General features: G+C 33.9%; 17 protein-coding genes, 1 pseudogene and 1 riboswitch. Of the genes and pseudogenes, 7 read left to right on the top strand and 11 right to left on the bottom strand.

Features of this window, described 5'->3' with window-relative positions:
- The first annotated feature begins 1 nt into the window (after nucleotide 1).
- Complete coding sequence (locus RM538_RS07385) at nucleotides 2-859, top strand: formylglycine-generating enzyme family protein (protein WP_311332771.1); 858 nt, start codon at nucleotides 2-4, stop codon at nucleotides 857-859.
- On the opposite strand, the gene RM538_RS07380 is transcribed toward RM538_RS07385, so the two are convergent.
- Complete coding sequence (locus tag RM538_RS07380) at nucleotides 856-2,397, bottom strand: sulfatase family protein (RefSeq protein WP_311332770.1); 1,542 nt, start codon at nucleotides 2,395-2,397, stop codon at nucleotides 856-858. The genes RM538_RS07385 and RM538_RS07380 overlap by 4 nt on opposite strands.
- Nucleotides 2,398-2,463: 66 nt before the next feature.
- Here RM538_RS07380 and RM538_RS07375 point away from each other — a divergent pair, with 66 nt between their 5' ends.
- Nucleotides 2,464-3,198, top strand: a complete 735-nt coding sequence (locus RM538_RS07375; RefSeq protein WP_311332769.1) for a hypothetical protein — start codon at nucleotides 2,464-2,466, stop codon at nucleotides 3,196-3,198.
- Between the two features lie 3 nt (nucleotides 3,199-3,201).
- Nucleotides 3,202-3,906 (top strand): lipoyl(octanoyl) transferase LipB, encoded by a 705-nt coding sequence (gene lipB / locus RM538_RS07370; RefSeq protein WP_311332768.1) that lies wholly within the window; start codon nucleotides 3,202-3,204, stop codon nucleotides 3,904-3,906.
- Here lipB and RM538_RS07365 read toward each other — a convergent pair.
- Both RM538_RS07365 and rnhB read right to left on the bottom strand, forming a co-directional pair.
- On the bottom strand, nucleotides 3,903-6,335 hold the full coding sequence (locus RM538_RS07365; protein WP_311332767.1) for an NHL repeat-containing protein: 2,433 nt from the start codon (nucleotides 6,333-6,335) through the stop codon (nucleotides 3,903-3,905). The two genes, lipB and RM538_RS07365, sit on opposite strands and share 4 nt — an antisense overlap.
- 82 nt (nucleotides 6,336-6,417) lie before the next feature.
- Nucleotides 6,418-7,017: a ribonuclease HII gene (gene rnhB / locus RM538_RS07360; RefSeq protein WP_311332766.1), complete on the bottom strand. Its 600-nt coding sequence runs from the start codon at nucleotides 7,015-7,017 to the stop codon at nucleotides 6,418-6,420.
- A gap of 240 nt (nucleotides 7,018-7,257) precedes the next feature.
- Here rnhB and RM538_RS07355 point away from each other — a divergent pair, with 240 nt between their 5' ends.
- Entirely contained in the window at nucleotides 7,258-9,153 is a 1,896-nt protein-coding gene (locus RM538_RS07355) for a putative porin (protein WP_311332765.1), read from the top strand.
- A gap of 196 nt (nucleotides 9,154-9,349) precedes the next feature.
- Here RM538_RS07355 and RM538_RS07350 read toward each other — a convergent pair whose 3' ends face one another.
- The 6 genes from RM538_RS07350 to RM538_RS07325 all read right to left on the bottom strand — a co-directional run bounded on the left by RM538_RS07350 (nucleotide 9,350) and on the right by RM538_RS07325 (nucleotide 17,426).
- Nucleotides 9,350-11,017: a hypothetical protein gene (locus RM538_RS07350; RefSeq protein WP_311332764.1), complete on the bottom strand. Its 1,668-nt coding sequence runs from the start codon at nucleotides 11,015-11,017 to the stop codon at nucleotides 9,350-9,352.
- Nucleotides 11,018-11,048: 31 nt separating this feature from the next.
- Nucleotides 11,049-11,573, bottom strand: coding sequence for a hypothetical protein (locus tag RM538_RS07345; protein WP_311332763.1), 525 nt, complete (start codon nucleotides 11,571-11,573; stop codon nucleotides 11,049-11,051).
- The gene (locus RM538_RS07340) at nucleotides 11,570-12,820 is read right to left on the bottom strand and encodes a DUF6638 family protein (protein ID WP_311332762.1); all 1,251 of its coding nucleotides are present in this window, start codon (nucleotides 12,818-12,820) and stop codon (nucleotides 11,570-11,572) included. Before RM538_RS07340 ends, RM538_RS07345 begins: the two co-directional genes overlap by 4 nt.
- 144 nt (nucleotides 12,821-12,964) lie before the next feature.
- Nucleotides 12,965-14,920: an AAA family ATPase gene (locus RM538_RS07335; RefSeq protein ID WP_311332761.1), complete on the bottom strand. Its 1,956-nt coding sequence runs from the start codon at nucleotides 14,918-14,920 to the stop codon at nucleotides 12,965-12,967.
- A gap of 2 nt (nucleotides 14,921-14,922) precedes the next feature.
- Nucleotides 14,923-15,972, bottom strand: a complete 1,050-nt coding sequence (locus RM538_RS07330) for a hypothetical protein (protein WP_311332760.1) — start codon at nucleotides 15,970-15,972, stop codon at nucleotides 14,923-14,925.
- A 113-nt stretch (nucleotides 15,973-16,085) separates the two neighbouring features.
- Nucleotides 16,086-17,426 (bottom strand): coiled-coil domain-containing protein, encoded by a 1,341-nt coding sequence (locus tag RM538_RS07325; RefSeq protein ID WP_311332759.1) that lies wholly within the window; start codon nucleotides 17,424-17,426, stop codon nucleotides 16,086-16,088.
- A gap of 234 nt (nucleotides 17,427-17,660) precedes the next feature.
- Here RM538_RS07325 and RM538_RS07320 point away from each other — a divergent pair, with 234 nt between their 5' ends.
- Nucleotides 17,661-19,211 carry a M20/M25/M40 family metallo-hydrolase gene (locus RM538_RS07320; protein ID WP_311332758.1) on the top strand — a complete coding sequence of 517 codons (1,551 nt, stop codon included), beginning with the start codon at nucleotides 17,661-17,663 and terminating at the stop codon, nucleotides 19,209-19,211.
- Nucleotides 19,212-19,242: 31 nt separating this feature from the next.
- Here the strand turns inward: RM538_RS07320 and RM538_RS07315 are convergent, their stop codons facing one another.
- Nucleotides 19,243-20,619 carry a T9SS type A sorting domain-containing protein gene (locus RM538_RS07315; protein ID WP_311332757.1) on the bottom strand — a complete coding sequence of 459 codons (1,377 nt, stop codon included), beginning with the start codon at nucleotides 20,617-20,619 and terminating at the stop codon, nucleotides 19,243-19,245.
- Between the two features lie 161 nt (nucleotides 20,620-20,780).
- Complete coding sequence (gene metK, locus RM538_RS07310) at nucleotides 20,781-22,034, bottom strand: methionine adenosyltransferase (protein ID WP_311332756.1); 1,254 nt, start codon at nucleotides 22,032-22,034, stop codon at nucleotides 20,781-20,783.
- Nucleotides 22,035-22,418: 384 nt separating this feature from the next.
- Nucleotides 22,419-22,527: riboswitch (SAM riboswitch) on the top strand.
- 110 nt (nucleotides 22,528-22,637) lie between these two features.
- Here metK and RM538_RS13455 point away from each other — a divergent pair.
- Both RM538_RS13455 and RM538_RS13450 read left to right on the top strand, forming a co-directional pair.
- Nucleotides 22,638-23,636, top strand: coding sequence for an alpha/beta fold hydrolase (locus RM538_RS13455; RefSeq protein WP_432279799.1), 999 nt, complete (start codon nucleotides 22,638-22,640; stop codon nucleotides 23,634-23,636).
- Between the two features lie 40 nt (nucleotides 23,637-23,676).
- A pseudogene (locus tag RM538_RS13450) lies at nucleotides 23,677-24,759 on the top strand (homoserine dehydrogenase family protein); the annotation flags it as partial.

Below are 24,759 nucleotides of genomic sequence, written 5' to 3'. Positions count from 1 at the left end.
TTTGAAAGCCATTAATTGTCTTTTCCTTGTTGCAATTTTCTTTGTACTATCTAGCTGTAATACCAAAGAGAAGCAGTTAATAGAGGGAATGATATATATAAATGGTGGGGAAACCTACGTTGGCTCCAACACGTTCTCTTTAGATGAAGCTCCACAAAAAACGAAAATTGTAAAGGGCTTTTATATGGATAAACATCCAGTAACTGTACAACAATTTTCAGATTTTATTGAAGCAACAAACTATAAAACTGAAGCAGAAACTTTTGGTAATTCTGCAGTTTTTAATTTCAAAACGGGTACTTGGGCCCTCAAAGATGGAGCTACTTGGCGATACCCTCAGGGAAAAGATTTTCCAAAATCAGATGGAAATCATCCTGTAACTCAAGTGTCTTGGAATGATGCTATAGCATATTGTAAGTGGAGTGGTAAAAGACTTCCAACCGAAATAGAATGGGAATACGCCGCTAGAAATGCTGGGGCAATTACAGATGCTATTTATCCTTGGAACTCTAATGAAATAAAAAAAGACGGAGATTATTTAGCAAATTTTTGGCAAGGGCCATTTCCATTATATAATGCTTTAGAGGATGGGTATGAAACTACTTCGCCAGTTGGAGCATTTGGAGAGACACCATTAGGTTTACAAGATATGGTTGGTAATGTTTGGGAATGGTGTGCTAATTGGAAAGTTTCATATTCAGATAGTACTAAAACGTCCAATGAAAAAGTACAACGGGGAGGTTCTTTTTTGTGTGATCCAAAGGTTTGTTATGGCTATAGAGTTTCAGCTAGAAGTAGCTCTACTCCAGAAAGCGCATTAATGAATGTAGGGTTTAGATGTGTTAAGGATGTAGATTAATTTGATATTCGATTTACGTAGGATGTAAACTTTGGCCGAAGTGTTAAAAGTTTATCTATCATTTCATCTTTCTTTTCTATTTCATTTTCTATAGTATTATTTATCTCATAAGGATCGTTAGCCATGTTAAACAATAGTTTTGTGTCTTTACCAATAATGAGTTTATAATTACCATCTACAATGCTCATGTAATCTCTCATTTGACTTACTGCTAAATTGTCTGCAATTGTGTTCTCTTTGTTATCTAAATAAGGCAATAAACTTTTTCCGTTTGGTACAGTTTCTAATACTTTCTTTGATGTAGAATTACCTTGATTGGCTATGTCTAGTAATGTTTTAGGTAAATCTATTAATTCAACAGGTTGAAAAACTACTTTTCCTTCTTTTTGTCTTGGCTTTTTAATTATTAAAGAACTTTTAAGTACTTGATTAAATAGGTTTTGTTTCCCTGTTAAACCATGATCACCAGTTGTAATACCATGATCTGAAACAAATATGAAATAAGTATTGTCTATTTGGTTTGAAATAGTCAAATACTCGTATAATCTTTCTATTTGATTGTCCATATAGGCAATGTTTCCAAGGTACCTTCGTCTACTAGTTTTATGTTGTTGTAGTGTTTTTTTTTGATTGTTTTTTTTCCAAGATTTAGGAAGTTCATAATTGTGTTCGTCTTCACTAATGGGGTTTTTTGTAATTACCTTATTAAATTTTTTATGAAAAGTAAAAGGTGCATCAAAAGGATGATGAGGTCCAGAAAAATTTAACCACAGAAAAAAGGGCTTGTCATCTATATTTTGTTCTAGTACTTTAATAGCCTCATGGGTAAAATGCCCATCCATGTACTCAGTATCAGGGTCTAGTGTAGTTAGTTTTCTGTCACTCTCCTCGCAAAACTTTTCCATCAAATTATTTCTATCAATAAAATCTCCATAAGTATCTTTTCCATCTTTCCAAGCTGCACCATTATTGTATTGCTGTCTAACCATTTGAGTTACAATAGATCTGCCCATAGACTCGTATACATAATCAAACCCCATTGCGCATAAACCATTATTTCTGTAAACTGCAGGAGAATGAGTTGGGCGATTACTTTCTAAAGTTAAAATATGATTTTTTCCAACCCAAAGTGTTTTATAACCAGATTTTTGTAATGCTTTAGGAAATGTCCATATACTATCTGGAAGGTTTTTTAAATCAAGATTATGATATAGATTTAGTTCATGAGGATAGTTAGCGGTAATGAAGCTATTTCTAGAAGGAGTACACATTACACCTTGTACCATTGCATTTTCAAAAAAAGTACTTCCTTTAGAAATACTATCTAGAAATGGAGTTGCTGAAATATTAGTACTTCTTAGCCCCAAAAAATCTTGGGTAAAATCGTCAACTTTAACAAGGACAATGTTTGGGGTTTTAGAAACAAATGTAGATGTGGTCTGTTCTTTTTTTTCTTCACTTTGCTTTTTTTCAAAACAAGAAGTTAGCAGGAAAGTTATTCCAACTAAATAAAAAAGGAACTTGAAATTACGAACCACTTAGTATTTCTTTTTTAAGAAAATTAATACCTACTTTTGTAGTAAATATACTTAAAAACTTATAGTATGAAACAGCTCTTAATATTACTTGTAATTATACTTTTTTCTTCCTGCCAATTTACTGAAACTATGGTTCTTAATGAAGACGGTAGTGGCACCATGACTTTAGGTATGGACTTAACAGAAATGATGGCTTTTGGTGGAGATCTTAGTCAAGACTCAACATTTGTTAAGATGGATACTATAATTTCTTTTAAAAAACTATTTGAGGAGAAAAAAGATAGCATTGCAAAGTTGTCTGTAGAAGAACAAAACAAACTTCTTGCTATGCAAAACTATAACATGCGTATGCAAATGGATCCGGAAACTGGAACAACAGTAATGAGCGTGTTTACAGATTTTAAAAATGTAAATGAAGCAAACGATTTAATTAAAGGTTTTAATCAAGCTGAAGGTATTATGCCAGGTACAAAAGCAACTCCAAAAAAAGAAGAGGGTGGTCCACAACCAGATATTATAGGTGTATCGTATAGTTATGAAAATGGGAAATTTAAAAGAGATGCTTTTATAAAAGACAAAGAAAGACACGACGTACAGATGGATAGCCTAAAGCAAGCCGAAGCCTTTATGGGTGGTATGAAGTATACTTTAAAATATACATTCCCTAAACGTGTTGTAAAATCATCTGCAGAGGATGCTAAGTTATCTATGGATGGAAAAACAATTGAAATAGAGCGAAGCTTTTTAGAGTATTTTAAAAACCCAGACGCTTTAGACCTTGAGGTAGAATTAGAAAATTAAGATGTGAACAAATCTATAGTAGTACAAGACCTAGGACGTAAGGATTATAAAGAAACTTGGGACTATCAAGAGGAGCTTTTTAAGAAAATTCTAGACCTTAAAATTAGAAACAGAAGAGAGAACCTTACCTTAGAAACACCTAACTATTTTTTGCTTGTAGAACATCCACATGTCTATACTTTAGGTAAAAGCGGTGATTTTGAAAACCTTCTTGTTTCTAAAGACTACTTAGCTAATATTGGAGCTACCTTTTACAAAATAAATAGAGGTGGAGATATTACTTACCACGGCCCAGGGCAAATTGTGGGATACCCTATTCTAGACCTAGAAAACTTTTTTACAGACATCCATAAATATCTACGCTTACTAGAAGAAATGGTTATTTTGACCTTAGCCGAGTATGGAGTTAAAGCTGAAAGAAGTAAAGGCGAAACAGGAGTTTGGCTGGATGTAGGCACTCCTTTTGCTCGTAAAATATGTGCCATGGGAGTTCGTGCTAGTAGATGGGTAACTATGCATGGATTTGCACTAAATGTAAATGCAGATTTAGGTTATTTTGATAATATGATTCCCTGCGGAATTAAAGGAAAAGCAGTCACCTCACTTAATGTAGAGCTAGGAAAACAAGAAGTCTCTATGGAAGAAGTACAGCAAAAACTACTCAAGCATTTTACGACACTTTTTGAGGCAGAGGTTAGTAATAATTAAAACCCATACACAATAATTTCCTTATCATTAGCTTTTGTAAGTACTAAGGATTTATTTTTAACGGAAGATATTGCCGATTCGCTTATTCCATAAATAGGAAAGCCAGATAAAAGTCGCCCCGTCTTATCATATACGTACACTTTATTTTCTTGTGTTTCGGTTACAGAAATATAGGTAGTTCTGTTTGCTAAAAATAGTTGAGGGTTTGTATAAATACCGAAAGGAAGCTCAACAAGTTTACCGTTAATACGAAGTAGGTTATCATCTAGAGTAGCTTTTATACTACCTTTTGTAGTAAACCAATAGCTAGGAGAGATGTTAAGGTTTTGAAAGCTTACTTTGCCATTTTGATTTATAGATGCTTTTTTGTTGTCTTTAGTGATAACCACAAAGTTGCTACCTTCTCTAGTTACTGGAATTTTAGAAAAAGAGAAAGTTTTTGTTACCGTCACTCTGTTTTTACCAACTCTACTTAAAATAGTTAGCTTGCCATTTTCTTCAGCAATAATAATATAATCTTTATTCCCCATTCTTATATGCTTGGGAGGTTGTACAATACTAGACTTTGTACCATTAAAGCCAAACCCTTTTACAAGTTTTCCTTCACTATTATAAAGTAAGACATCTTTATCTTGAGTAATTACAAAGCGATACTTTCGGTTATTATCATAATCAAAAACAGAAAGTGGTTGTGTTACTTCATCTTTAAACTTAATAGGAAAAGGAGCTACATCTTTACCATTTCTGTCTACAACATATAAAGTAGATGCTGTCGTAAAGGCTAATTGTTTTTTTCCATTTCTTAGGATATCAACTTCGTTAATTTCCCCTAGAATAGGTTTGTCTAGCTTTTTTGTCCAAAGAGACCTTCCGTTAATAGCAAATAGATGAAGCGTATTGGTTACATCTTGTACAACAATATCTTTACTGTTGGTTCTGTGGTTGCTGAAAAACTGAGGGTTTCCTAGTATTTCGTTTTCAAGAGTGATACTTGTTTCTTGACTAACAGCTGCAGAAACTTGTTTGCTTGTTGAAGCCTCTTTACAAACTAAATTTATATGAGCAAAATCTCTATCATAACTAAATTGAAGCAATGCTAAAGGATATTTTGAAAGCGATTTGTTTTTAATTTGTTGCTCATTTTTCGAATTAAAAAACATACTTAACCCATCTGAAATATGTTCTTTACTTCGGTATAATAGCATAGATGAAGATTCTCCAATATATGTTTTGCTGTCTTGATAATAGCTAGTTTCACTTAGTACATCTTTGTTTTTAAAAGCAATTATACATTGGTTTGCGATATCTTCGGTAGGTGTAAATACAAAAAAATCATCCAACTGAATCATATAGTTAGCCTCTGTATGATTTAGTAGTGGACTAAAAGCTTCAGAAAACAAATCAGTTTCAGAAAATGAATAAATAGTCACTTCTCGTAATGAGCTAGTTTCAGTAATAAAAGGTGCCAATGCATCTTGGGTAAGCGTGGCATCAATGCTTTTTAAAGCAATAACAACCCCTTTTTCTAGCACTACGCTTCCAGCTTCATTGGTACTACCTATGATTGATGAAATTTGATTAAGGCTATCTTTTTTAAACGTATTAATTGATTTAGTGAGTGCTTCTGCATTACTATATGTAATACTTGTAGCCCATTTATAGTCTGTTGGGGTTATTTGTGCTAAATTATTTTTTTGAGGAATTTGACCTTTAAAAACATTAATTAATTGAGGTACTGTATCTCTCGCTAAAGCAACTCCCGTAGCAGTAATGGCATCTGGTAATACAGCAATGTCTAAGGTCACCCACGAGGCAAAATTAAGTTTTGATGAATCTGTGTTTTTTAGTGCTGTAGCTGGTAAAATCATTTCTACTTCAGCATTGCTTTTTATTGAAGCTACTTTTTTAAAAACAGGGTCTTTTAAGGTTTTCTTTTCAATAATATCCTGTAATACTTTTTGAGAGGAGGAGGCTACAAACACACTATCTATGGTGGTTGTAAATGCAGTTTTATCTTCAATAATAATACGTTGCATAGAAATATCGTTGTATGCTAACGTCTCAATACTTGTATTTTTTAGAGAATCTGCAATAAAAAGCTTAGGACTTTCTCTTGTAATAAATGTGTAAGAAGCAGTACTGTCATTTTGCTCTGAAATTGCTATAATACTTGCTTCTTCAGGCTTAAGGTGCCTTAATAATGTAGCTTTTTCTGAAAGAAATTTATAAGCACTTACTTTTTTATAGTTATTGATAATTGCGTTATTGCTTAGATCTTTTTGAAGGGTTTCAAAATTTGAAACTTTAAATACTACCGAAGCATCCTTTGGAATAAAATCCTCAATCACTCCTTTTTTTGAAGTATTTTCACCACAGCTCCAAAGCAATATAGAAGCGATATTAATTAAAATAAACTTGAAACCTTTCATTATAACAAAAATAACAACCTTTTGTAGGGTTTTGTTGTATGATACCAAATGTTTATCGACGGGTTTTCAACAAGTTTTTAGCCTAAAAGTCTAATGCGTATTGTTCTGGAAGTAGTCTAAAACTTTTTCTATGGTAGGGGGTAGCACCAAACTCTCTAATGGCTTCTCTGTGCTGTCTAGTTGGATAACCTTTGTTTTTTTTCCAATTGTATTGCGGATATTCCTTATCTATTTTTTCCATAAAGGCATCACGCTCTGTCTTTGCTAAGATAGATGCGGCGGCAATATGTAAATACTTACCGTCTCCTTTTATAACTGTTTGGTGAGGAATATTGAGAACTGGTTTAAATCTATTACCATCTACAGCAATATATTGAGGGCTTGGGGTTAATTTTTTGATAGCGCGATGCATTCCCAAAATAGAAGCATTTAAAATATTTATACTGTCAATTTCGCCCATCATTACATGTACAATATAGTAGCTTACTGCTTCGGCTTCGATGATGGTTCTTAGCTCTAGACGCTTTTTTTCGGTGAGTTGTTTGGAATCTGTTAAAAAAGGATGAGTAAAATTATCTGGTAATATTACAGCGGCGGCTGTTACAGGGCCAGCTAGACAGCCACGGCCAGCTTCATCAGTCCCGCACTCTATAAGGTCATTATTTATTTTAAGTTGTAGCATGTTTAGGCAAAGTACAAAAAGTTGTAATTCTTTATTTTAAATGCAAAATAAAAAGTTAGTTCTCACCTTTTGTGTTTTTTATAAATCCATCACTTTGAGTATCCCAAACTAGCTTCTGGTTGTATCGAGAAGCAGAATTTTAGTTGTTAAATATGTTATCTATATAATATATAACAACCGTCACAAATTCTACGTTACAATTAAAACGAAATAAATACCTTTGTAAGGTTACCATAACTTATGATGAAACACATTTTTCTTTCAATTTTACTACTTGGTGTTGTTGCAGAGCTTTTTTCTCAAAACCCAACACCTTCAAAAGAGAGAGAGAAACCTCCCATTGAGTTATATAAAATAATCTCGTCAAAACGTGATACCACTTTTCTAGACACTACACTATCAGCAAAAAAGGCTTATAAATACAATTATTTACGCAAGGATGATTTTGAGTTGCTTCCATTTGCTAATGTGGCACATACATATAATTCTTTAGCCTATAGTTTTTCAGAAACTAACTTGAAACCACTATTTGTAGCAAGAGCAAAAGCTTTTAATTACAAGGATATTGAGGATGTGCAATACTTTAGTGTGCCTACACCTTTATCCGAGCTATATTTTAAAACTGCTTTTAGTCAAGGACAACAACTAGATGCATTTTTTACAACCAACCTTTCTAGAAATTTTAATTTTTCATTGGCTTATAAAGGAGTACGCTCTTTAGGGCAGTATCAAAGCAATTTAACAAGCTCAGGTAATTTACGCTTTACTACAAATTACCAAACAAGAAATGGAAGGTATAACATGCGAGCCCACATTACCGCACAGGATATGACTAATGAGGAATATGGAGGCTTGGACGAAAATTCACTTACGCTATTTATTAATGACGATCCAGATTTTGAAGATAGAGGTAGGCTTGATGTGAATTTTGAAGACGCCGAAAACAGATTAGAAGGAGTGCGCTATTACCTAGAACACGAATATAAACTGGTAAATGCAAAGGACTCATTAAACTATACCTCTCTTGCCATTGGGAATATTTTGAGTTATGAAACTAGTTTTTATAGATATAGACAAGACACCCCTTTTAGTGGTTTTGGCGAATCGTATCAAATAAGTGACTTAAGAGACCGTGTTGACTTAGACGATTTTAATTCTAAGGGTTATGTACGTTTTGATAATGATATTTTAGGAACCATATCAGGTTTTATTGGTTATACAGATTATAATTACGGGTATAATTCGGTTTTAATTTTAGATGAAGGTAGAATAGGGAATAGGCTCTTAGGAAACTTAGTTTCAGCTGGGGCAAGCTATAAAAAGCAATATCGAGGTTTTGAATTGTATGGAGAAGGAGCCATTAATATTTCTGGAGATTTTGATGGTAATTACTTGCTGGGTAGTGCTGCCTTTGCATTGGATAAAGAAAATGCTGCGAAAGCTTCTATTAAAATACACTCTACTGCACCTAACTTTAATTTTTTACTGTATCAAAGTGACTATGTAAATTATAATTGGCAAAATAACTTTGATAATGTAAAAACGCAAGAACTCAAGTTTGAACTAAAATCCAAAAAGTTATTAGATGCCACAGTAAGTTACACAGGGATTGATGATTACACCTATTTTGGACTCACACAAGCAAATGACTCTACTCCAACACCACAGCAGTTTGCTGGTCGTGTAGACTATCTTAAAGTAAAGGCAGAAAAAGAATTTAGATACGGTAAGTTTGGACTAGCAAACACCATTTTATATCAACAAGCCGTAAGTGGGGAAGAAGTGTTTAAAGTGCCACAACTTGTAACTAGAAATACTTTGTTTTATGAAGATGAATGGTTTAAAAAAGCATTGTTTTTACAAACAGGAATCACTTTTAAATACTTTACAGAGTATAACCTAAACGCCTACGACCCAGTCTTAGCAGAGTTTTACGTGCAAAATCAACAAGAACTTGGAGGCTTCCCACTAGTAGATATCTTTTTTAATGCCAAAGTACGCCAGACACGTATCTTTTTTTCTTATGAGCATGTAAATAGCTTATTTACCAGTAAAAACGAATACTTCTCTGCACCGGGTTATCCCTACCGTGATGGGGTAATACGTTTTGGACTAGTTTGGAACTTCTTTTTGTAGGGCGCTAGAAATTTTTATAATTTAATACTATCCTTATCTTTTTCTAAGGTAATTACAGGAGTAATTTTTTTCTTATTTGTATTGAATTTCTCATAACCATTCATAAAATAAAGTATTCCTATAATTCCGAAAATGCCAAATAAAGTTATTATTATCCTTAGTTTATCAGAAGTGCTCATTTTCATTGATTAATGCATTACAAACTATCCCCTTCCACTTCAACAGGTATGACTTCTTGCATCTTTTTTAGCATCAAGCTGTCAATTTCTTTAAAAGGGTTTATATCAAGGTCCATGCGGTTAGGGTAAAGCTGTTCATCAGTAAGCCCTTCGCTTGTTTTCCAAGTTTCTCCCAACTGATTTAAAATAGTCGTCTCCCATTGTGATGGATGTTTTGCATCTACCCATATTACATCTCGATATTCTACATCAATTAAGGCAAGGTCTGGCGTAGCAGCACCATCAAATTTTTTACTGTCTTCTCGCTTTGCAGCTATGGTACTGAGCACAAAAAGGCGTTTACGACCTGCAATTTCTTTAACAAAAGGTCTAAACTCTACAGGCTTATTTACAGACCAATCGTATTCCTTTTTAGACTCTACCACTTTAAGCGGCATAGCAGAGACACCGGCCATTCCTTCTTTTTTTGCTGCATGATTGTAGTAATATAATTTGTCGGTTCCGTCTGCGGGGACCATAACGCTAAAGGACAAGCTAGTACGTTCTTCGCCAATAGGTTCTAACCCAAACCAATGGTAAAGCCCACTATAGGCATCTGCATCCATACTATCAAAATTAAAATCGGTTACAAAAGGCTGCTGATTTTCATCATCTTTTAAATCTGGAATTTTTACAGCGGTTTCCATATTCCAAGGAAGTGGGTCTGTAAAACCACCTAAAAACTGTAAGGATTGCGCTTGTAACCTTGATACTTGTTCGGCAAGTGTATTTTGCTTTGTTAAAAATGGATAGTCATTTATTTTAGAAGCTGGTACATAGGTTCCTTTTCCAATACTAATGCGCTCCATATAATCTGCAAAATCGTGTTCACCAGGTTCAATGATCATCACACCGCCATAGGTTGGGTAGGGGAAGAAAAAGCCTTTCCATCTAATAAGGCTAACCACTTGTACCCATTTGCCAGAGTCGTTTTTCATATAAAAAACCTCGCTAGGTTCTAAAGTAAATAACTGAAAAAAGTTAAAACGTTGTACTACCGCATTGTAGGTATTTCGGCTAAAAGCAAGAGATTCTCCAATAGCAAAAGTCACAGGTACTCTATTAGTATCACTAAATCTAGGAAAAGGTGATATGCTTTCTACACTAAAAATTTCTTCGGTATTATCATTTACTCGCTGCCACATATACTCTTTAGCTGGTTGTACAGCCATTGTCCATTTGTTTGAGCTATCTACACGTACTAATTGTGGAGGAGAAACTTCTTGCGTTTCTCCAATAGACTCATACGCCATTGTAACAATGTTGTTGTAGGGTTGTATGCGCTCGTTTTGAGTAAGAGGGAGTTCGTGTATTTCTACTAAATTGAGGTTGTTAAACACATTATAAGTTTGCATGTATTGATATAGCTGTACTTTCCAGCCAAAAAACCAAAGCGTTACAAAAAAGGCACCAATACCTAACAGAATTAATATTCGCTTTCCTGCGTTTAAGGCACTTCTAAATTTTGAAAGTGTGAATCCTAAAAATAACCCGGCAATTAATATGATAAAAATGTACTTTCTTAAAAAAAGTAACGCGGGTTGATAATCATCTCGTAAAAAGAATAATAAAAGCAATAGTACAATTGCACCAATAATAATGATGCGTTTTTGTTTTCCTCCTTTTTGCCAGTATTTTTTTATCATTTTTTATCTTTTAAATTTTACTCCTCCCTTATCATTTAATCATCCCTTTGTCTTTTAGCCTATCTCTAGCCGATTTTTTTGGCGTTTCTTCAACTTGCTTTTCAATTTTTTCGGGTTCTGGTTGTTCGTCTATGTCAAATTTTTCTTGAATGTCTTCACTAAGTTCTTCTATATAATCTTTTCCCTTTTCAAGTGTAATTATCATATTCTCTTTTTTTGTCTTTTCTCTAGCAATAATAAAAAACGAAGCGACATAGGTTCCTATTAAAGTGCCTACAATTGCCGAAGCAAAGTATTGAATAAGGAACACATTTATAGGTGTTACAAAGCTTACAATTGCAGCGCCAATCACAAAAAACAAGGTTACCCAAACTAAACGAATTAAAAAATTCTGTTGGTATAAAAAACCCTTAGTTTCTCCGGGTTGCATTTGGAGTTCTTTGGTGTGTGTTAACTTATTAAAAAAACGATACACACTATTATTTTTAGACTCTCGCCAATACAAAACAATCCCAAAAAGGATGGCTAAAACAAATACTATAATCTCTAGTGTCATACGCTAAAATTTTTGTTATTGTCTAAGATACAGTTTATTACCCACTCTTGGTAACTAGGTCGCCAGGATACGTATGTTTCATAAAACTTGTCTTTATCAAACCAATATAAATGCAGCGGGTCTACTGGCATTACTTTACTTAACAATTTCCATATTAGTTCTTTTTGTTCTTCTGTCAAACTAGAATGTGGTTGGTGCAATGCTTTAAAATAGGTTTTGTTTACTACCGTTGTAAACTGTAAGTCACGCTCTACAATCACTCGCTGAAAATACTGCTCAACGCAAGAAATTTGTTTTTGTGTTTCGGTATCTAATGTGTTTAAATATTTTTTGAAAAGAAATGGACTATCTAAAATTTCTTTTAGTGGATGCTCTGTATCTTTTAAGTGTCTAGTGAATAAATGATTTTTTATACGCTGATATCGTTTTGTTTTTGAAGTTTTTTTAAAATCCTTAGAGATAATAAAATAATCTGTAAGGGTTTCTAGTAATTCATCATGCTCAATATGATACAATACCACATCATGCACAGCATCTTTTATTGCTTTGTTGAAGGTTTCTTTAGACTCAAAAACCAAAACATCTTTTACAAAATCACGTAAGATAAAAACACCACCAAATGCTTTTGTATAAAAAGAACTAATGTTAAGTGTTAGTGGTTCTAATTGTAATTTCCTTTTTCTTAAATCTCCATAGGTCTTTGCAGAATCTAAAAGTTGTTTATGGAGTTTTGTATTAATAAAGTTATTGTCTTTATTAAACTCTTTAATAAGTTGTAATTGTTCTGCCTGTGTCTTGTCAATGTCATTAAGAAGTTTAAAACTAAGCTCTATTTTTTTGTAACGTAGTAAATCTAAAGGATCATAGTAGGCATCAATGTTTTGATCTAGTAATACACAAATTCCAGAATCTTTAGTAATGTCTTTTATCTCTCGTTTATAGGCAACAAAAACAGTACGCATTACATCTCTATCAAAACTATGAAAAGGCATATGTACAGGCCTTGCTTCTTGATCTGGAGATATAATAATTGCATTGGCATTAGCTTCGCCAATATTTAAATAAAAATTGTCATTTTTTTCTTCAGCAATTTCTGGACTCCAACCCATCGCATCAATAGAGAAGGAGGTAAGTTTTGTTTCTTTTACTCCAAGCATAGCAAGGCAGCCGTTATAGCGTTTTGCTAACGACCCCGTGACGAGTACTAACTCATCACCGTGTAATTTTGCTGCTTTTAGTTTATCCATGTTCACCCCCTGCGAGGCAGGTGTCTTTTTTTATTTTAAGATGCAGAATCAAGTTTAGTATGATAAAGCTTCTTTATAGTTCTCGATACTTCCCGAATAAATTCGGCACACTCGAACTTACGATTGTTACTATTTTTACTTTCCTTACTCCTCAAAATGCTTTCTAGCTTCTAGCTGTACATTCATTTCATGAACACGCTGGTCTACTTTTCTCTTAAAGTCGGTATCTGCTATAGTTGCTACATTATCAAGATAGCGTACCACTTCTTGTCTTCTTATGTCAGAAAAGTTTAAGCCTTTCATGTTCTCTTTCATTAACTGCTGAAGCATACCAAATTTCGTATCATAGTCTTTTTTGAAATAAAGCTCAGCATCTTCAAACCAGTCTTTTGGTAAATCAAAATCTGTTAACCGAAGCGATATTGCACTTTGTATATTTCTAATATCTCTTGAAGAGAAAAACGGAAATGCTTTTTGTATTCCTTTATACAATTCAGCATAAAACAAATGTTCATTGTCTTTATGTTTCTTTTCGGTTTGTTCAAAAATTTCTAATACGCGCTCCTCTGTGGGTTTGTCTGCTTGCTGTAAAATTTCTCCCAAGTTTTTTGCTAGACCTTGTTCAGATAAATATGTGTAATCTGAAGGGTTTTTCATATTTACAAAATTGGGCATAGTATCTTCAAAATTGCGCCACCATAAATAGTCTTGGTCCACAAAATCTGGAATGGTACGGGCACCATCTATTTTAAAACGCCCTTGTACTCTAGAGATAACTGCTTTGTCAAGCATCTCTGGCAAGTTGGTAAAAAGTCCAATGGAGCTATTACCATAATTTACAGCATACGCTCCTTCTGTGTAGCGTAAAAACACGCCAATTACTTCTTTAACCCCAGCTGATACTCCCTGTTGAGTTCTCTCTTGTAAATTGTTTTCGGCATCGTCAATAGGAGCAAAAATAAGCTTACTTGGGTCTTGCATAGGTTTCATCCATTGTACCATTTTTTCGGCAGAGCCTCCTTGAAAGGTAGATATCAAGGTATCTGGCATAGGGTGAAATAAAAACGGAATATCTAAGTGGTCACAATGCTCCTTAAGTTTGGTTGCAATAGCTGCTATCAACATACTTTTTCCAGTTCCTGGAATTCCATAGCCCATAAAAACAGGCATAAAACCGCCCAGTTCCTGAAATGGGTTTTTCTTTGCTTCAAAATCGTAACTAAGCATACGCTCTGTTAATCTTCTAGCAAAATGCTTCGCATCACGATTTCCTACAATTTCTTCAAACTGAATTTTATTAAATTCAACACTAACAGCGGTGCCCTCAAATACATTTTCCCAGCCAGAAACGGCAAAATCGCTTTTTTCAAGTTTATAGGTTCTATCGGTTATACTTTCGGTATATTCTAAGGTGCCTAAGCGAAGCTGAATTTCAGTAATTAACGCTTCAAAAAACACTACTGTAAAATCTAAAACGTCTTGGTCGCTCGTAATAATTTCGGGATGATTCAGGTATTTATCATAATAAAATAACAAACATGAAATTCCTTTTAAAGGGCTCATAAAAGATACCTCCGGAATACCTGCAAATTTTTGCTGCAACACACTTAAATCATCTGATGCTGATGGTTTTAAATCATGAAGAATTTTATATGCGCTTCCATAAAGCATAAACGCAGTAGCTGTATGCATTTTAGAATCAAATTCTCTTCTGTCTGAAGTATCAAGACTAGACTTGCGTTCGTTTAATGCAGAAAGTCCCGAAGCATCATAATAATTATCTCTAAGCCAAAGCCCTAAATTAATCCCTTCTTGAACTGCATAGAGGGTTTGGTTAAGGTGTAAAGGAATAGCAAGCGAATCTGGAACCAACCTTTTTTTAAGTGCTAAAATACTTTTTGAAACTGAAATTACACTTGATGTAGCATTTCCTGTAGCTTTTGAAAGATACAAGAGAATAGAATCGTCTTTTGGGTTTTTATCTCGGCTTTTTGCTTTATAACCTTGCTCCCATTGCACCCCTTTTAAGTAAGAGGTAGCTTCATCACGTAGTGTTGCTAATTCTGAAAGTTTTATAGGAAAAGTTGAGTTGTGTTCCATAATTAAAGGGTTAATGCTGCTATTTCAATGGGGTCTTCGGTTAATGTATTAATGTGTTCTGGGATGTCGTCATATAATAACTGTATTACTCTGTGAGAGGTAAACACATACTTTTTTGGTCTTTTTACTTCCCAGTTTTGTAAATAAGTAGTGCTAAAAAAACCTCCTTCTTCAATAGTTCCAACAGATTTTGCTTCGTCTACGGTAAATGACATTGCATAGGAAGATAAGTCTAGTGTTTTAGTACTCATTGCTTTTAAAAGGGCATGGGTAACTACAAGTTCATCTTTAGCAAAGATGGTATGTAATGGACCTAAGTCTATTATTCGCAAACGCTTAGGCCACATTTTTGATAGTTTTTTATCAATTGCGAACGCCATCATATCTGCAGGCATTTGTCTATCGGCTACTGTTTCTAGTACATCATATATTTTTTCTTTGTAATCTTCAAGCTTCTCTTTGTATAAATCAAAATAGAGAAAACATATATAAGGCCTGTTATAAGTAACATCATAAAATGACCAGCTAGTAAGATATTGTGCTTCTTTGGTGTTAATATCTATTACTTTTCCTTGTACAAAACGCTTAAAAATAAGTCGCTCGTCAACAGTTGTGTAGTATACTATAGATGCTGCTTTTTGCAACTTATCTTTAGAGACAGGTTCTTTATACTTAAGTAGTGATTCTAAAAAATCTTTTTTTAAACTTTCAACAGGAGGTAATTTTTTAATATGCTCATTCCGTAAAGCTAAATCATTAATGAGATATCTAAACTCTAGGTAATTAGGATATCCAGATTCAGTTAAGTCTATCTTCATTTTCTCCTCTTCATCGTATAAATATTTTATTCTGAAGGCTTCCAACGAATAGACCAATAACTCACAGTACTGTTTTATATAAGTGATTTCTTGATCGCTACAAATATCCTTTTCATGTAATGCATCTACTAATTCATTAAAGGCATGCGTAACCAATTTAAAATACACCTCGTATTGCTCTTTTGTTTCAAGAACAGCACTATCTAGGGGTGTAACAATTTGATTAATGGACATTATTTGTAGTTGTTATTTTGTCTGGTCGAAAGTAAGTAAACTGTATTATGATAGACCTCACAGGTTTTAAAAACTGTGAGGTATTTTTAACTTATTTAATTTTGTGTTTTTAATTACCCTAACAAGTCATCATCTCCAGAGGGAGTTGTTTTTTCTGGAGTAGGGTTGTCATCTCCAGCTGGTGCATTCCCATCGCTTGCATAGTATTCCTCAAAAATTTCTTTCATGTCAATACCATATCGGTCTGCAAATTCTTCTTGAATTTTTGCATCCTTTTGCCTAATTTCTTGAAGTGATTCTGCATAGCTAGAATACACACCTTGCATTACTTTTTCGTGAACAGGGATGTTATCCATCATTTCTTGTCGTGCTTTTGCACTCGCGGTATGCATCGCAGCAAGTGTCTGCCCAATATGTTCATCTGTTTTTACACCTAAGTGCTCTAAGATAGCGGCAAATTCTTGGTCTGTTCTGGCCTTAAGAGCTACTACATATCCATCGTAATACTTTAAACGTTCATCGGTGTCGCTTTTAAGTTTCGCACGATGTGTTTGTAAATTACTACGTAACGAGGTCAATACTTTTATGGTAAGGTTATGTTTGTGCACAAAACTATCCTTACTTGCAGCAAGGGTTGTGTAGGCATTTTTAAGACCTTCTAGCTCTTCTACTTTTTGTTCGATTTCTGTTACTTTACCAATAGCTTCAGAATAGGCCGTAGATTGCTTGTCTGCAATTTCTTCAAGCGCTTGTCTAGCTTGCTTTAATAAAGCGTATTGCTCTTCTAGTTTATCTTCTGTTTCTTTCTTTTTTTCAAGCGCCTTTGTATGGTTTTTACTTGCTTCTACAATGGCAACTTGTAATTTGTCTTCTACTTCTTTTATCTCTACCTCACGATTTTTTAAACGAGTAACAGCAGCTTGACTCTTGTAAGAAAGTTCATTAAGTAATGTTTGTACATCAGCACTTTCAATACGTTCTTGGAACATTTGCTTTGCTTTCATATCAGCTCCCTCACGTACTTTTTTTGCCGCTTCCAATTCTGCTTGACGCTTTTTAATACGTGCTTTGCGTCCCCAAAGATTATTCCACCAATTGTCTTTTACATTTTCTGCATCTTCTAGAGCTTGTTGCGCCCGCTCTAATCCTTTTTGTGCATTATCAATTACTTTTTGCTCATCTGCATTAAGGGTAGAAAATTTTTCAAAGATAATTCCTACTTCGTCTTGGTAGTCGGTAAGGTCTTTAATGGCATCTAGGAGCGATGTTCTGTCCTTTTCTGCCATCCCTACAACATCGTCAAGGGTTGCGTTTAATATTTTTTGTCGTGCCTCTGGGTCATCTTCGGTGGCAAGCTTAGACTTCATTTGGTCAACAGCTTTCCCCCAGTTTACTTCTACTTTTTCTTGTTTTGAGTTAGACTCGGTTTCTAATAAATCAAAATCATCAGACATAGTGGTGCCTTTTTATATGGTTAGCAAAATCTTTGAAATCCCAAGTATGGAATGTGTGTTCAATTTCGGAAAAATCTTTGAGTTAGAAAACCCAATTCTGAAAAGTTCTGCAATATTAGTCGTAGAGGGGTTCCTTTTGTTACTAAATATTCAATTTCTCTTGTAAAATATGGTATTCTGAAGAGGATTAATTGTAAATTTAGATATTCTATAACCACAAAAAACTTTCAGAAAATGAAACTAAACTTACACTTTCTTGTAGCTCTAATGTTTATTGTCTCTTTTACAGTAACTGCTCAGGATACTAAAACTATTGTAGATGCAATCGTAAAAGAAGCCAATGAAAATTCTCAACTTGAAGAATTAGCACATGAGCTCCTAGATGAAATTGGACCTAGACTTGTTGGAACTCCACAAATGAAGGACGCCGCAGATTGGGCACTTGAGAAATATAAATCTTGGGGTATTAATGCAGAAATCCAAAACTATGGTACTTGGCGTGGCTGGGAGCGTGGAATTACACATATTGATATGGTTTCACCAAGAGTACAATCTTTAAAGGGAACCCAGTTAGCTTGGAATCCTAGTACGGGTCCAAATGGTGTTACAGCTGGCCTTATAACGATGCCAACTTTTAAAGACTCTATAGCTTTTACAAAGTGGCTTCCAAGTGTAAAAGGTAAATTTGTTATGGTTTCTATGAACCAACCTACTGGACGTCCAGATTATAATTGGGAAGAGTTTGCTACAGAAGAATCTTTTACTAAAATGAAAGAAAATCGTGAAGCACAAACTAAAGAATGGAGAGAAAATATAAATAGAACAGGCTATAATAGTCGTACAATTATAGCTGCTTTAGAAGATGCTGGTGCCGCTGGTATTGTTGCTTCTAATTGGTCTCGTGGCTTTGGAGTGAATAAAATTTTTAGTGCTAGAACAAAAAAAATACCAACCGTAGATATAGAGCTTGAAGACTATGGGATGTTGTACCGTCTGGTTGAAAGTGGTAAAAGTCCTAAAATAAAAGTTGTTGCTGAGTCTAAAGAATTAGGAACTGTACCAACATTTAATACCATTGCAGAGATAAAAGGAAACGAAAAGCCAGACGAATACGTAATTCTTTCTGCACATTTTGACTCTTGGGATGGAGGAACAGGTGCTACAGATAATGGTACTGGAACTATAATTATGATGGAAGCGGCTAGAATTTTAAAGAAAATATATCCTAACCCAAAAAGAACTATTATAGTTGGGCTTTGGGGGAGCGAAGAACAAGGGCTTAACGGTTCTAGAGCTTATGTTGAAGATAATCCAGAAATTGTTGAAGGTGTTCAGGCTGTATTTAATCAAGATAATGGTACAGGTAGAGTAGTGCGAATGAGTGGGGGAGGTTTTTTAAACTCTTACGAATATCTATCACGCTGGCTTAGTGCTGTACCAAATGATATTACAAAACATATAGAAACTACTTTTCCTGGGACGCCAGCTAGAGGAGGCTCAGATTATGCTTCGTTTCAAGCAGCAGGAGCTCCTGCCTTTAGTTTAAGTTCTTTAAACTGGTCCTATTGGAATTATACATGGCATACTAATAGGGATACTTACGATAAAATTATTTTTGATGATGTGCGAAACAATGCAATACTCACAGCAGTATTAGCTTACATGGCAAGTGAAGACCCAGAAAAGTCTTCTCGAGTTAAGAGAATAATGCCTGTAAATAATAGAACGGGAAAACAAAGAGAATGGCCTTCGCCACGATCTCCACAACGTGAAGGAGGAAACTAAAACAAAAAAGCCGCTCAATTGAGCGGCTTTTTTATTTTTTGATTATCTTTTTTGTTATAGAACTATCATCTGTTTCTACTGTTATAAAATAAATGCCTGTAGATAGTTTGCTCATATCTATACTTAGAGTGTATTTTCCTTTTTTTACCACTTCTCCCTGTAAATTATGTATTGTGAAGTTTGTAAAAGCATAGTTAGAAATAGTAGTAACATATAAAAAATTTGCAACTGGATTGGGAAAAACCCCTATGCTATTTTCTAGTGTGTCCTCAACACCTAATTCACTACAGTTTTCACTAAAAACAAGTGTATTGTCTACATCCCAATTATTATAAGGAAATCCTCCTTGTTGTATTGCTTGTACATCATCTACTTGAATACAGCTTAAATTGGGAGTATTAAAAACATCAAAAATTTGTAACATATCGTTTGCTCCGTTTTGTATATTAAGTCCAGATATTTGTGTATCATTAAGACGAGCAGACCAAAGTGCTGTCATTTGAGTTAAATCTATCTCACCTGTAATAGGGTTTTCTCGAATATTAAGCTGCTCTACAGTAGTAGGAATTGTAATTTGAGTAATTAAATTGTTTACACAGCTAAGCAATGTAATATTTGGGTTTACTGCCTCATCAACATGTAGCTCTGTAAGAAAATTATCTGCACAAGAAATACCTGCTAGCAAAGGATTATTTGTGATATCGGGAAGTTCTGTAAATTGATTTCCAGAAATATTAAAACTCATTAAATTAATGTTATTAGAAATATCTAATGTAGTTAAACTGTTTTCCTGGATTGAAATACTCTCAAGATTAATATTTTGAGAAATATCCATATCGTTAAGATTATTATTTCTTATTGTTAGTCTTTTTAAGTTAACATTACTTGATACTGAAATTGAATTTAAAGTATTGCTAGAAACATTTAATACCTCTAGGTTAGGATTTTGAGAAATATCAATAGAAGTTAACAGGTTATTAGAGCAACTTAATTCAATTAGGTTGGGATTATCCCCAAGATTTATTGACGTTATTTCATTGCTAGGACATCCTATGTATTCTAAAAGTGTATTTTGACTTACATCTAAACTAGTAAGGTCATTAACTCCAACAGATAAATAGTTTAAGTTCACGAAATGTTCTATTCCCTCTACTGAGGTTATATTATTAACATTTGAAAAACAAAGTACTTGTATAAGCTCTGCCTCCATCATATCTATTTCCCCATCGTCATTAAAATCTGCATCTATTAAAGAGGGGTCGTCACAATCACCTGTAAAAGAGACACAAGGCGAGTTTACCAATGCATCCTTAAAATTGGGGTCTGGAAAGTTTATAATCTGGGCACAAAGTGGCTGCTCCCAGATAAAAAATATAATTAGTAAAGGATATAGTTTTTTAAAATTCATAATAATTACTTCCTCGTTTTAAAACCATTTTTTGCACAGTATAAACATCTTGGTAGTCTTTTTCTATATTGTACAATCCAGATTGTAAGGTATTAATTAATTGTGGATTGTAATAAAAAAGCCGCTCAATTGAGCGGCTTTTTATAATTAAATATTCAATTTTATAAACTAAATGCTTCTTTTACAGCAGTTACATAGTCTAGTTTTTCCCAGGTAAATAATTCTACCTCTTTTTCAATTTTACCATTGTATGGACTCTCAAATGTCTTTGTAATAGTCTCAGGTTTTCTACCCATATGTCCATAAGCAGCTGTTTCTTGATAGATTGGATTTCGGAGTTTTAATCTACTTTCAATTGCTGCAGGTCTCATATCAAAAATAGCAGCTACTTTTTTTGCTATTTCACCATCAGTTACATCGACTTTTGCAGTTCCGTAGGTGTTTACCAAAATGGAAGTAGGCTCTACCACACCAATTGCATACGATACTTGTACCAATACTTCATCACACAATCCAGCAGCTACTAAATTTTTTGCAATATGTCTAGATGCATAGGCGGCACTTCTATCTACTTTACTTGGGTCTTTTCCACTAAAAGCACCTCCACCATGCGCACCTTTTCCGCCGTATGTATCTACAATAATTTTACGTCCTGTTAAGCCAGTATCTCCATGAGGGCCTCCAATTACAAATTTTCCTGTTGGGTTAATATGATATGTAATGTCGTCTGTAAATAAATCTTGTACGTATTGTGGCAATTGTGCCTTTACTCGAGGGATTAAAATGGCTACAATATCTTTTTTAATTTTTGCAAGCATAGCATCGTCTGCGTCAAAATCATCATGCTGTGTAGAGACTACAATGGCTACGATTCTTTGAGGTACATTATCATCACTATACTCAATTGTTACTTGACTTTTAGAATCAGGTCTTAGATATGGAATTTTAGTTCCTTCTCTTCTAAGTGCCGCAAGTTCAATTAAAATTTTGTGTGAAATATCTAATGCCAGCGGCATATAATTTTCGGTTTCTTTTGTTGCGTAGCCAAACATCATACCTTGGTCACCAGCTCCTTGCTCTTCTTTGCTTGCTCTATCAACTCCTTGGTTAATGTCTTGCGATTGCTCGTGAATTAAAGAAATAACACCACAAGAGTCACCACTAAACTGGTAAGCTCCTTTTGTGTAGCCAATTTTATTAATAACATCTCTTGCAATGTTTTGTACGTCAAGATAGGTGTCACTTTTTACTTCTCCTGCAAGCACTACTTGTCCAGTAGTAACTAGCGTTTCGCAAGCTACTTTAGATTCAGGGTCGAAAGCTAAAAAATTATCTAATAAAGCATCACTAATTTGGTCTGCTACTTTGTCTGGGTGTCCTTCAGAAACACTTTCTGAAGTAAATAAATACGCCATAAAATGGTTTAAATTTTAAAATTATGTTTTAGGCGATTTGACGAAAACGTCGAAAGGAGTTTACACTGCCTTTAGCATTTTTATCCCAAACTTGATTTGGAATCTCAGCTTCGGTTTTTTCGAACCTGAAGAGGTTGCAATCAGTCAAATCTATCCTCTGTAAAATTTCAGCGACAAAAATAGGGAAACAAGTTTATATACAAAATGGAAAGTCTGTTTATATTATGTTAATATGAATAATTATCTTTTAAATAAATAATTAAAGATTATTTTTCATTAAAAACGCATAGAATAGTGTTTATTTAGAAAAAAAATCTAAAAAGCTTGGATAGTTCAATTTTAATTTTGAATATTTGTGCTCACAAAGTTCAAAACTTTATTGAAGCGTTATCAAGAAAGGTGGAGGGATTAGACCCTTAGAAACCTTAGCAACCTCCTGACTTATCGGGGAAGGTGCTACATTCTACTAAATTTGTATTTAGATAGATAACAAAAAACAAAAGGAACATATTCTTGTTCACTTTTCTCGATATCATTTTAATATTAGTTAACCCAGTAGCAGTTACTTAAAGCTATTAGAATACTGCTGTTTTTTTAAATAAAATGATAGAGACATTAAACATTCCATATTATAAAACCAGAAATGGTGCAAGATATCAAAGTATACCTTTGAGTTATCAAGTTTTTGGACAACCCATTGGTGAAGCTCCTATTGTACTGGTAAATCATGCATTAACAGGAAATAGTAATGTAACTGGCGCTAATGGTTGGTGGCGTCAAATTATTGGGGAGAATCAAATTATTGACACCGCTAACTATACCGTACTTTCTTTTAATGTGCCTGGTAATGGTTACGATGGTTTTGTAATTGAAAACTATAAAGATTTTGAGATATATGATATTACCAAACTATTTCTAAAAGGACTTGAAATATTAAAAATAAAATCACTTTTTGCTGTTATAGGAGGGTCTCTAGGAGGATGTATTGCTTGGCAAATGGCTGTATTAAGACCAAAATTGATTGAACACTTAATTCCAATTGCATCAGACTGGAAAGCTACAGATTGGCTAATTGCTCAATGTAGAGTGCAGAAGCAGATTTTAAATAACTCTATAACTCCAATCGAAGATGCCAGAGCACATGCAATGACATTTTATAGAACCCCACAATCGTTGTCTTCAAAATTTAATAGAAGTATAAACGAAAACTTATACCTCTACAATGTTGAAAGCTGGCTGTTACATCATGGAGAACGGCTTTCAAAAAGGTTTAAACTAGCTTCTTATAAGTTATTGAATCACCTGTTAACCACACACAATATTGCTAGAGAAACGGGAAATTTTCTAGCTAGTGTAAAAGAGATTGAAAGTGATATTCATTTAGTTGGAATTGATACCGATGGGTTTTATGTAAATAGTGAAATAGTTACTGCTTATGAAGTATTACAGCTAGTAAAAAGTAATGTGAGTTATTATAAAATAGCTTCTATTCATGGGCATGATGCTTTTTTAATAGAATACAATCAATTAAGAAAAATATTGGCAATGGTTTTTAACAATAAGACTATAAAAAAACAAAAGTATGAGTACGCAAACACTTGAAAAACCTAAATCATTAATCGATTTAGAAACTATAAAAAAGAAAAGGGTTAACATAGCTGTATTTGGTCATGGTAATGTAGGCGGGAAACTTATTGAACAAATCCAAAAAACAAGAAGAAGTATAGCAACAAGAAGAGATATTGAACTCAATATTTTTGCTATTGCAAACTCTAAAAAGGTGGTGTTGTCTTCAAATAGTTTTAATGCAGATTGGCGCTGGATTGTTTCAGAAAAAGGAAAAGGGTATACCGTTGAAGATGTAATTGCTTTTGCAAAAAAAAACAACCTTGATAACTTAATAGCTGTAGATAATACAGCTTGTTCAAAGTTTCCAGAAAACTATCCTGCATTAGTTAATAATGGGTTTAATTTGGTTTCGTCCAATAAAATTGGGAATACTACAGGATTGGAGTTTTATAAAACACTTCGCAAATTACTTTCAGAAAAGAAAAAGGAATATTTATACGAGACCAATGTAGGTGCAGGGCTTCCGTTGGTAGACACTATAAAGTTACTGCATTTATCTGGCGAAAATATTACACGAATTAAAGGTGTATTTTCTGGTTCGCTGAGCTTTTTATTTAATAGTTTTTCAGAAAAAGAAGAAACATTTAGCTCCATACTTCACAAAGTGATTTCTAATAGTTATACAGAGCCAGATCCGCGTGAAGATTTATGTGGAAATGATGTGGGAAGAAAATTGCTCATATTAGCTCGCGAACTAGATTTGCACAATGAGTTTAGTGATATTTCTATTGAAAATTTAATACCTAAAGAGCTCAGAACAGTATCAAAAGAAGAATTTTTAGATCGTATTACAGAGTTTGATGTTCCCTTCGGAATTAAAAAGAAAAATCAAAAACCAAATAATGTATTGAGATATGTTGGAGACTTACATGGTGATTTATCAAAATCTGATGGTGCTAATCTTGATGTAAAATTGGTTTCAGTTCCAAAAAACAGTATGTTGGGTCAAGTAAAAGGAAGCGATTCTATCTTTGAAATTTATACCGAAAGTTATGGTAAAAACCCAATTGTTATTCAAGGAGCTGGAGCAGGTGCTTCAGTAACTGCACGCGGTGTGTTTGGAGATATATTGCGACTAAGTGATAAACTAAACTAA

The sequence above is a fragment of the Patiriisocius hiemis genome (assembly GCF_031846325.1).
Taxonomy (GTDB): domain Bacteria; phylum Bacteroidota; class Bacteroidia; order Flavobacteriales; family Flavobacteriaceae; genus Patiriisocius_A; species Patiriisocius_A hiemis.
This window is presented reverse-complemented; position numbering and strand designations above follow the sequence as displayed.

Excerpts from the sequence above, each read along its gene's own strand:
- RM538_RS07375 (WP_311332769.1), top strand. The coding sequence starts at position 2,464 with ATGAAACAGCTCTTAATATTACTTGTAATTATACTTTTTTCTTCCTGC.
- RM538_RS07365 (WP_311332767.1), bottom strand. The coding sequence starts at position 6,335 with ATGAAAGGTTTCAAGTTTATTTTAATTAATATCGCTTCTATATTGCTT.
- rnhB (WP_311332766.1), bottom strand. The coding sequence starts at position 7,017 with ATGCTACAACTTAAAATAAATAATGACCTTATAGAGTGCGGGACTGAT.
- RM538_RS07355 (WP_311332765.1), top strand. The coding sequence starts at position 7,258 with ATGATGAAACACATTTTTCTTTCAATTTTACTACTTGGTGTTGTTGCA.
- RM538_RS07350 (WP_311332764.1), bottom strand. The coding sequence starts at position 11,017 with ATGATAAAAAAATACTGGCAAAAAGGAGGAAAACAAAAACGCATCATT.
- RM538_RS07345 (WP_311332763.1), bottom strand. The coding sequence starts at position 11,573 with ATGACACTAGAGATTATAGTATTTGTTTTAGCCATCCTTTTTGGGATT.
- RM538_RS07340 (WP_311332762.1), bottom strand. The coding sequence starts at position 12,820 with ATGGATAAACTAAAAGCAGCAAAATTACACGGTGATGAGTTAGTACTC.
- RM538_RS07335 (WP_311332761.1), bottom strand. The coding sequence starts at position 14,920 with ATGGAACACAACTCAACTTTTCCTATAAAACTTTCAGAATTAGCAACA.
- RM538_RS07330 (WP_311332760.1), bottom strand. The coding sequence starts at position 15,972 with ATGTCCATTAATCAAATTGTTACACCCCTAGATAGTGCTGTTCTTGAA.
- RM538_RS07325 (WP_311332759.1), bottom strand. The coding sequence starts at position 17,426 with ATGTCTGATGATTTTGATTTATTAGAAACCGAGTCTAACTCAAAACAA.
- RM538_RS07320 (WP_311332758.1), top strand. The coding sequence starts at position 17,661 with ATGAAACTAAACTTACACTTTCTTGTAGCTCTAATGTTTATTGTCTCT.
- RM538_RS07315 (WP_311332757.1), bottom strand. The coding sequence starts at position 20,619 with ATGAATTTTAAAAAACTATATCCTTTACTAATTATATTTTTTATCTGG.
- metK (WP_311332756.1), bottom strand. The coding sequence starts at position 22,034 with ATGGCGTATTTATTTACTTCAGAAAGTGTTTCTGAAGGACACCCAGAC.
- RM538_RS13455 (WP_432279799.1), top strand. The coding sequence starts at position 22,638 with ATGATAGAGACATTAAACATTCCATATTATAAAACCAGAAATGGTGCA.